This window comes from Mesorhizobium sp. M7D.F.Ca.US.004.03.1.1, from assembly GCF_003998635.1.
Classification (GTDB): domain Bacteria; phylum Pseudomonadota; class Alphaproteobacteria; order Rhizobiales; family Rhizobiaceae; genus Mesorhizobium; species Mesorhizobium loti.
Window position 1 is genome coordinate 1 of the sequence record NZ_RZQG01000205.1, and the last position, 7795, is coordinate 7795.

The 7795-nt window shown below is 59.7% G+C and carries 13 protein-coding genes; 7 read left to right on the plus strand and 6 right to left on the minus strand.

Translation table 11 applies throughout. The features are described 5' to 3' along the window. From EN935_RS40795 to EN935_RS14100, 6 genes are all read left to right on the plus strand, one after another. Positions 1-208: hypothetical protein (locus tag EN935_RS40795; RefSeq protein ID WP_164771127.1), on the plus strand; the 208-nt coding region annotated here is incomplete at its 5' end. A gap of 27 nt (positions 209-235) precedes the next feature. Beyond that, entirely contained in the window at positions 236-760 is a 525-nt protein-coding gene (locus tag EN935_RS14085; RefSeq protein WP_127262564.1) for a hypothetical protein, read from the plus strand. Positions 761-1025: 265 nt separating this feature from the next. After that, positions 1026-1238 carry a hypothetical protein gene (locus tag EN935_RS14090; protein ID WP_127262565.1) on the plus strand — a complete coding sequence of 71 codons (213 nt, stop codon included), beginning with the start codon at positions 1026-1028 and terminating at the stop codon, positions 1236-1238. Continuing rightward, positions 1235-1894 (plus strand): ATP-dependent Clp protease proteolytic subunit, encoded by a 660-nt coding sequence (locus EN935_RS14095; protein ID WP_127262566.1) that lies wholly within the window; start codon positions 1235-1237, stop codon positions 1892-1894. The genes EN935_RS14090 and EN935_RS14095 overlap by 4 nt, the downstream gene beginning before the upstream one ends. A gap of 302 nt (positions 1895-2196) precedes the next feature. Then, positions 2197-2343, plus strand: a complete 147-nt coding sequence (locus EN935_RS40800) for a hypothetical protein (RefSeq protein WP_164757542.1) — start codon at positions 2197-2199, stop codon at positions 2341-2343. 2 nt (positions 2344-2345) lie between these two features. Further along, positions 2346-3641: a hypothetical protein gene (locus EN935_RS14100; protein ID WP_127373386.1), complete on the plus strand. Its 1296-nt coding sequence runs from the start codon at positions 2346-2348 to the stop codon at positions 3639-3641. Positions 3642-3867: 226 nt separating this feature from the next. Here EN935_RS14100 and EN935_RS14105 read toward each other — a convergent pair whose 3' ends face one another. Further along, on the minus strand, positions 3868-4317 hold the full coding sequence (locus EN935_RS14105; protein WP_127263102.1) for a hypothetical protein: 450 nt from the start codon (positions 4315-4317) through the stop codon (positions 3868-3870). A gap of 41 nt (positions 4318-4358) precedes the next feature. Continuing rightward, a complete protein-coding gene (locus EN935_RS14110) occupies positions 4359-4967 on the minus strand; it encodes a hypothetical protein (RefSeq protein ID WP_127263103.1) in 609 nt (202 codons plus the stop codon). Positions 4968-5034: 67 nt separating this feature from the next. Between EN935_RS14110 and EN935_RS14115 the strand changes: the two genes are divergently transcribed. Beyond that, on the plus strand, positions 5035-5577 hold the full coding sequence (locus tag EN935_RS14115) for a hypothetical protein (RefSeq protein WP_127263104.1): 543 nt from the start codon (positions 5035-5037) through the stop codon (positions 5575-5577). On the opposite strand, the gene EN935_RS14120 is transcribed toward EN935_RS14115, so the two are convergent. From EN935_RS14120 to EN935_RS14135, 4 genes are all read right to left on the minus strand, one after another. Then, complete coding sequence (locus EN935_RS14120) at positions 5567-6469, minus strand: nucleotide-binding protein (RefSeq protein WP_245468726.1); 903 nt, start codon at positions 6467-6469, stop codon at positions 5567-5569. The two genes, EN935_RS14115 and EN935_RS14120, sit on opposite strands and share 11 nt — an antisense overlap. Before the next feature lie 2 nt (positions 6470-6471). After that, positions 6472-6681 (minus strand): DUF1508 domain-containing protein, encoded by a 210-nt coding sequence (locus tag EN935_RS14125; protein ID WP_127263105.1) that lies wholly within the window; start codon positions 6679-6681, stop codon positions 6472-6474. Further along, positions 6678-6878, minus strand: a complete 201-nt coding sequence (locus tag EN935_RS14130; protein ID WP_127263106.1) for a hypothetical protein — start codon at positions 6876-6878, stop codon at positions 6678-6680. Before EN935_RS14130 ends, EN935_RS14125 begins: the two co-directional genes overlap by 4 nt. Before the next feature lie 457 nt (positions 6879-7335). Next, positions 7336-7626: a hypothetical protein gene (locus EN935_RS14135; protein WP_127263107.1), complete on the minus strand. Its 291-nt coding sequence runs from the start codon at positions 7624-7626 to the stop codon at positions 7336-7338. Positions 7627-7795 lie beyond the last annotated feature (169 nt).

The following is a 7795-nucleotide window of genomic DNA, read 5'->3' on the forward strand; positions in this document are numbered from 1 at the left end:
CTCGAAGGCCTACCGCGAGCGGCAGCGTTCCCGCGCACTCGCCTGCAAGGTCGAGGTTCCATTGCGTCTGCGCGAGTGGCTAATCGAGACAGGCCGGCTCGCCGAGGCATCGGGTGACGATCCGGCGAAGGTAGCGGCGGCGATCGAGCGGCTTGTCAGCGAAATTTTCCGTCACGCGGTGACGAACCGGCGTCCGAAAGAGAGGTAAAGCAGGCCTCGAAATGAGGACTTAAGGATGCTGAAGTTGGTGAAGCCGATGAGCGACGTGACCCCGATCGAGCGGTTTCGCGACCGGTTGGCGCTTCCCGCGAAAAGCAACCTGCTGCGGCTGGCGGAACAGAACTATGTGCGCCTGCGTGCGGACCGCCAGGCGGTCACCGATCGAATTGCCGCCATGGCAATCAAGGCCAGAGAGCCGCATGCGACTGTCGATCAGCGCCAGATGGCTACTCTTCAGGCCGAACTAGATGCGTTTTCCAAGCCGCTGGCGGCAGCGCGCTCCGAGCAGGACCGGCGCCGGCGAGAGCATTCGCAAAGGGTGCGCGAGCAGCAGGGCGGCACGATCGCGGAATTTGTCGCCGCGATCAACCAGCGCTTGGATGAGCTCGAGGAACTCGTAGGCGTCGGTTCATCCGCGAATGTCGAGGCCCTGGCCGACGGAATCGAACTGCACGGCGCAATTGGGCGCACGCCGGCGATGCACGACGCGATTTATCACCTTCGCCGGATCCTACGCGGTCCGGGCGGAGGTGTTTCATGAAATCCCCCACGCGCGGATCATTGCGGGCGACCAATGGGCGCGTCCAACAGCAGATCGACGGTCTCCGGCGCGCGTCGGGTGTTTGTGCTTCCGGCCAAGATCGTCAACGCCCCGAGTGCGAGTCGGTAAAATTTGATGACCCGGCGAACGGCTCGACTACCGCGCACCCATTAGCTCCTATCCTGGTGGGTGCGCGGCATGCCGAGTCCATCGTCACCGCAAAATTGGCGCAGATCCGGTTCGAACTTCTTATGGGAAAGCCAAGATGACGTTGCCGGCGCTTGAGGATCGGCCGCGTCGCGAGGCCGCGCTCGAAATCATGCGGAAAGTCGGCGCCGCTCCGGCTCTCGCGCCGACCATCGCCGGCATCTCTGAGGCGGCGCGCAACGCCGTCGCGGCCGGTTATCGTGACGTCAGTGTCCAGATCGAGTCGTTGCCGGATGGCAGTGCAAAGCTCAGCTTCCGGGCGGTGCGATGACCAAGAACCGTCCGAGGCTTGCCGCGGCGCGGCGCATGATGGCCAAGCTCGTTGCGGCCGCTCCGGTCGCGATCAGGCGCGGCGACGAGCTGCGGCTTGACCTCGAGGGGCCAATCGGCGACCGGGATCCGAAAACAGGCAAGGGAATCTTTGCCGCCCCGATCGAAGCCGCGCTCAAGGCTCATTCCGACGCACAATTTGTCGAGATTACCATCGACAGCGCCGGCGGCGCCCTCGATGAAGCGATGAAAATCTATCGCGCGCTGCGCGCAGCGCGCGGGTTCGTGACAACGACTGCCGGCTCCCAATGCTCGTCGGCGGCGTCGTTGATCCTGATGGGTGGCGATCTCCGGATGGCTTATGCCAAGTCCCAGATCTTGCTGCACGGCGTCGAGATCAAGGGTCCGCCTGAGTCTGAACGGCAACGCTGGACCGCCGAGAAATACACGAAATTGGCGCAGTACATCGAGCGGTCCGACAAGGAGATCGTCGATATCTATGCGAAGCGCGGCTTCTTCGGCCGCGAGTGGTTCGAGCGCGAGCTGAAGAACGAAAACCCGCTTCGAATCGAAACGGCACAGGCCTGCGGCATCATCCACTGCTTGGCAGGCGAGGAGAGCCGCCACGCCCGGACATTTGGGCCTGGCATCCGATGATCTCGATATCCGCCAGCCAGCTGCTCGCCGCCGCCCGCGCGCGTATGACGCCGGCCGATGTCCGTCCCGAACCATGCACCGGCACTTCCGACCGCAACACGTCAACAAGATGAGGGCAGCAGCATGACGTTCCCCATGCCTACGTTTTCGCCAACCGTCTCCACCACTCCACCGCCGCCGGCTTCCAAACAGGCGATGCTTCCAGCCGGAACATTCATCAACAGCAACGGCCCGCGTCAGTCCATGACGCCTGGCGGTTTCATCAATGAGACTTAGACCCGCTCCAAGGAGGGACCACGCATATGATGCTCATCAATCCGTTTGTATTTTCAACGCCACCAACGCCGCCGCCAGCGCTTAAGCAAGCCCAGGTGACGCCCTCGGTCTATGTCAACAGCTCCGGCCCTCGGCAATCGATGTTGCCCGGCATTTTCATCAACGAGGCCTGATCATGACCATACGCTATGTGCGCTCCGCAGCCGCTGGTTCCGCCAACGGCACAAGCTGGGCCAACGCCTATACGACGATCACGTCGGCATTTGCTGCCGGCGCTGCCGGTGACACCTATTATGTGTCGGAAGATCATGCGGAATCAACGGCGTCAAATGTTGCGCCAAACTCAAAGGGAACATTGGCAAATCCGACGTTTGCTATTTGCGTTGATCACACCGGTTCAGTCCCGCCTGTAGTGGCCGACCTTCGCACGACGGCGCAAGTCAACACGACCGGCTTTTCAAACGCGATCTTCTTCAACGGATCAACCGTCTATTATGGGATCATCTTTACGTCGGGCAGCGCTTCAATCACTTTGGCGAGTAGTTCTGCCATTACACAAAAATTCATCAACTGTTCGCTTCGAATTGCAGGCGGCAATTCCAGTGACGCCCTTCAAACGAGCGCTGGCGTTGGTCAGCGGATTGAATTGATCAATACAACAGTCTCGTTTTCTAGCGGCTTTCATACAATACTTATGACATGTGATTTTATTTGGCGTGATACGCCGTCGGCGCTTCTCGGCACAATGCCGACCAAACTATTTACATTGGGTTCTGGTGGAAAATTGAAATGTCAAGGTGTCGATCTCAGTGCTTCTGGTTCGGGGAATACGATCGTTGGCACCCCTTCGTCTAACACCACGGGAGCTACTGCGGAGCTCATTGACTGTAAGACCAACGCGGCGGTCACGATCGCGGCGGTGCCACAGTCGCATGGCCAGATCGAGATCGACGCTATGCGCGTCGGCTCGACCGGGGTGAACTACAATCAATATCGTGGCCGCTATACCGGGTCGCTGGTCGAAGAAACGACGATCGTCCACACCGGAGGGGCGTCAAACGGCACGACGCCGATATCGTGGAAGATCGTCACCACCGCCAATGCGACCTGGCATTTTCCCTTCGAGGCACCGCCGATCGCCATCTGGAATGACACGACGGGATCCGCTGTCACGGCAACGGTTGAATGCCGCGCCGCCGCGATCCCGAATGACGACGAACTCTGGCTGGAGGTCGAATATCTCGGCGACGCCTCATCGCCGCAAGCCTCGTTCGTCAGCGACGTCAAGGCGACGCTTTTGACCGCCGCTGCAGCACAGGCTTCCAGCTCGGAATCGTGGGGCGGCTCGACCGCTTCGTTCAAATTGGATGTCACCTTCACACCTCAGCAGAAGGGCTGGGTTCTGGCCCGCGTCAAGGCGGGCAAGGCGTCGTCGACCTTCTATGTCGATCCGAAGGTGACGCTGACCTGATAAGGAAAAGGGCCGGCGCGATGAACGCCAGCCCTTTTCCAGTCACGCAACGACCAATCCTTTGCTCCGGCCGCATGGCCGTTTCAGTGCTTTTCCCGTGAAACGCTTACCGCGCGCCGCCTCATGCCTAGTCTAGTCATGCTCGTCGCCCAAGTAGGATTTCACAAAGCCAGCTAAGGCTTCCGATGCCGGCTTCACGGTGCCGACCGCGGCGTTTGGCTTGGGATTAGGTGTCCAGCTTCCAAGTCAAATCGAGCACGAGCAGCAACGTGCCTATCGCGATCGCCAGCAACAGATAGGCGAGCACCTCTAACGGCCTATGCGTCCAGTGTGTTGGAACGACCGGCGCCTGCGCCCACGTTGTCCATGGTGATCCCGCACGCTCTGCTTTCCGGGCTCGTTTCATATCCAGCCGTTGCTGAGCGTATTGCTGCCGGGTCTGTTCGGATGACCGGAGCGAGTTGTCCTGGAGCCAGGCCTTGAATTTGCCGGCGTGGACGCTCACTCTGATAGCGGGAAAGCCTTGGCGGCGTTGCTCAGCTTCAGACGCTTTGAATTTCTCCCACCACTCCTCCCACGTCGGCGGCAGATCACCAACTTCCGAAAGCTCGAGGATGAGAGCGTAATCACGAGGGCTGTAGACCGGGGCGGCCGGCCATTGACTGGTGTCCGTCATCGCCTAGCCTTGCGCCCAGCCTGCCGTTGTTGCCCCCAAAACTAAGACGGATTAAAGCCAGCTGCCCTCAGTTGCCTGCCGAGCTTCACTCGAGTAGCGCAAGACACCTTATCGCCGGCACCGCATTTTTTATTCGCGTCTGACAAGTCAAGCAGCGCCGTGTTGATCCAGCTGCCAGGGGCGCGCTGTATCCCATAAGGTGTCGGCGGCGCGCCAGCAGCCACGGCTGCAACAGCCGCGGCACCCTGGCCATGCGGCGCGCGCTTCCAACCGTTTATGATAAGGCAATTCTTCATGTACTGATCTTCTGCAGCCAAGTTGCCTAGGGCATTGCCGATTCCGGCTCCCGCAACAAAGGCTGGTGACCCGATGGCAAGATAACCTTGGTCTGCCGATCCCTTTTGCATTTCGCACTGAGCATGGGCGACGTCGAAACTCGGCCCGTACCCAATTTGCATGTAGTCGGCTTGATTGCTTGTTTGGCAGCCGCACAGCGGCGCAATGGCAACGAGTGCCATCAACATTTTTCTGTTCATCCCCCAGCCCTCCCAAGGCTTTAAATCAGCATCTCCTAAAATGAATATTTCTGCAAGTGATGACAGTTGTTCTGGTAAATTTTGAGCGGTTCCAGATATATGCGGCCTATTCACAATGTCGTCCGCGCGGCGGCGAGTGGAATTAGAATCTGGAAACCACTCTTGGGCTACAATAGCCGGTATGCTCGACAGAACCGCGCCGTTCCCCTGTGACGTCCACAAGATCGCTGAGCAGTGCGGGATCAAGATCCTGAAACCGGCCCTGCACGGCGCGATGGCCGGTCGCGGCAAGGTATGTTTCTGCCCGATCACGCTGAAGCGCATCGGCCAAGCTCACGGCGCCGACCATCTGCGCTTGGTGCTGCGGCTCATCGTCGAGTCCAACGGCAACGCCGGGGCGCTGCAGATGGAAACCATCGCGGCGGTCTCCGCGCTGGTACGCTCCGGTGTCGTCGAGATCCGCGCCGACCTGTTCGACGACGTCGACCTCGAGCAGCTGCGCGCCTGGTCGCAGATCGTGAAGCCGATGTTTTGCTCAACCGCGGAGGCGATGGCAACTGCACTGCTCTGGCGCTTCGCAAGCCCAGACCAGATCATGCCGAAGCTCTCGGCCGAGGAAGCCGCGGCCGAGGCGAAACGCGTTGAGATCGCGCGCAAGGGGCGGGAGAACGCGAAGCGGCGGCGGATCAAGGCCGACGCCGGAATGTCTTCGTTCAGCCCATGATTTTGTTCCAGTCGATCGCGTAGCCCGCGGCCTGCATCTCTTTCGCCAAAGCGATTTTCCAACCGCCAGCGCCATCGAACGCTATGTAGACGACGCCATCATAGTCGCTTGGGGTTTCGACCGGCTGCCTGACGATCGCAGCGACACGCTCCGGACCGAGCGCGCCGAGGAAGAAACCGAGCTCGAAAATCACGTTCTGGCGTGGCCGATCACCGTCATCAGGGGTTACCAGGACGATCGCAAAGCCAACGGAGGCTGCCTCGTCCCGAAACTTTGAGATGATGGTTCTGCCCTTGTTGGCTTGCTCGTGGAGAATGACCGGGGTCAAACCGATCTGGCCGACAAAGCGGGCCACGGTTTCCCGGATGGCCTCGTCGTGGCCATGGACTATGAACACCTTTCTGGGGTCGATCTGCTTGGTCGGCGTAGCCGGAGCTGAACCGACGTCACCAGCCTCTTCGAGGCGTTCCTTCAGAAGATCGATCGCTGCCAGGAGAAGGTCGATCGCCTTTTGGCGCTCACCTTTCAGAGCCTCGACAATGCGGTGACGCGCGGTTCGCTCCAGCATCGAAATCGGATAGTTGAAGTGGATCGCTCGCCGGTATCGATCATACTCAATGGTGTTGGCGCCGAATGTCTCAATCAACGATGTGTCGATCGCGGTTGAAAGGGGTCGGATTAACGGGCTTGGATCATCACCCGGAATGTCCTCCGGGTTGAACGCCCGCACCTCTTCCAGCCGCTTGGTGAGCCGGACGATACCTCGACGCATCTGGTCGGCCGTGAGCGTTACATTGGTAGGTTCTGCTGGTTGACTACGCCTGGCCATTGCCCGGTTCTCCAATTTGGGGGCATTCGCCGGCGGCTCGAAGGCCGCCGGCGGTTCGTCCAATGCTAGGCAGCGTCCACCAGATCGATGGGGAACCAGACCTTCTGCTCGCCCGAGGTCGAGACCAAGCTGATACCATGAAGGCAGTCAGCCTTGCGGATGTAGGCCTCGCTTGAAACCGCGATCGCCTTGCCATTCACAGCATGGTAGGTCCAACGCCACTGACCAGCGACGTCCTTGTAGACCCAATAAGAAGGAAAGGTGCGCTGGGTCATTTAGCGTGCTCCTTCGCCAGACCGGCGGACATTCGGCTACCGGCGTGCTTGCGTTCCTTCAGCACCTCATTGACGCGACCGGGGTTGACCCCGAACTTGGCGGCTATCTGGTGCTGAAACCATCCTGCAGCCCGGAGCTTCCAGACCTCGATGGCTTCGTTGAAGGTGAGAGACTTTTGGATTTCAGGCATGCTCATTGGTCGATTCCTATCACTTCAAGTGATCTCAGGCTTGACCGATGGCTTTCACCCGGACATGGTTGTCCGGCTTTGACGAGCCTCGTCCCGCGCCTTCGATCGATTGAGCGGGATGCGATCTTGGGGTGCCGTCGCGTGGGGAGGCTAATCCGTGCGGCGGCCCTTCAAATCGCGTATCAATTCCAACAGTTTAACATGACATCGTCGCGTGCAAGGACTCGGCAGCTGCTGTTAACAGCGCTTTTGTTCTCGTTTCGGTCCAAGAATAGGACATAACCGAGCAATTTCAGATGGTTGTCTTCGTTCAGCTAACCCTGTGAATAGCGGGCATGACGTGATCAAACGGCCAAGGCGGAGGTCAAATTCCGCCGAAAAACCACGCATTTGCCGCGACATACCCCGAATCGATGCAGATTCGTTTGCGTTAATTCGATAGGGTAGCGCCTGGCCTTGGAGATCAGGCCTTGAACCGCTCGAGCAATTCGCGGGCAGCCGCGGTGACGCGAACGGTGACCCCGTTGTGACCGCCCGATAGCGCTTCTCGAACGAGGTTGACGTCGACGGCGAGATCGTTGGCTATTTCCCCGAAGAGCAGCGTCTGGATTTCGTCCGGGCAGTTCGCGAGGACCTCATTCGCCCGAAGCTCTATCCGATCGACGATCCTGTTTTCATCGGCCACGCGCTGCGCCTTGGCCTGGTCACCGCCGCGGTAAGCCTTTCGGGTCGCACGTATCGGAACCGTGGTCATTTTCAAATTTCCTCGCTGGCGCAAGGTATCGTTGTGACCAACGTATGTTCAACCGTTGGGATTGATCGAGGTCGTTTTCTTTCGATCTCGACTTGCTGATTTCCAGCCGGCCGGGCCCGCCGTGCCCGCCGGTGCCGCCGCCGCGCTAGTGCCATCGAGACTGAGGTAG

Excerpts from the sequence above, each read along its gene's own strand:
- EN935_RS14085 (WP_127262564.1), top strand. The coding sequence starts at position 236 with ATGCTGAAGTTGGTGAAGCCGATGAGCGACGTGACCCCGATCGAGCGG.
- EN935_RS14090 (WP_127262565.1), top strand. The coding sequence starts at position 1,026 with ATGACGTTGCCGGCGCTTGAGGATCGGCCGCGTCGCGAGGCCGCGCTC.
- EN935_RS14095 (WP_127262566.1), top strand. The coding sequence starts at position 1,235 with ATGACCAAGAACCGTCCGAGGCTTGCCGCGGCGCGGCGCATGATGGCC.
- EN935_RS40800 (WP_164757542.1), top strand. The coding sequence starts at position 2,197 with ATGATGCTCATCAATCCGTTTGTATTTTCAACGCCACCAACGCCGCCG.
- EN935_RS14100 (WP_127373386.1), top strand. The coding sequence starts at position 2,346 with ATGACCATACGCTATGTGCGCTCCGCAGCCGCTGGTTCCGCCAACGGC.
- EN935_RS14105 (WP_127263102.1), bottom strand. The coding sequence starts at position 4,317 with ATGACGGACACCAGTCAATGGCCGGCCGCCCCGGTCTACAGCCCTCGT.
- EN935_RS14115 (WP_127263104.1), top strand. The coding sequence starts at position 5,035 with ATGCTCGACAGAACCGCGCCGTTCCCCTGTGACGTCCACAAGATCGCT.
- EN935_RS14125 (WP_127263105.1), bottom strand. The coding sequence starts at position 6,681 with ATGACCCAGCGCACCTTTCCTTCTTATTGGGTCTACAAGGACGTCGCT.
- EN935_RS14130 (WP_127263106.1), bottom strand. The coding sequence starts at position 6,878 with ATGAGCATGCCTGAAATCCAAAAGTCTCTCACCTTCAACGAAGCCATC.
- EN935_RS14135 (WP_127263107.1), bottom strand. The coding sequence starts at position 7,626 with ATGACCACGGTTCCGATACGTGCGACCCGAAAGGCTTACCGCGGCGGT.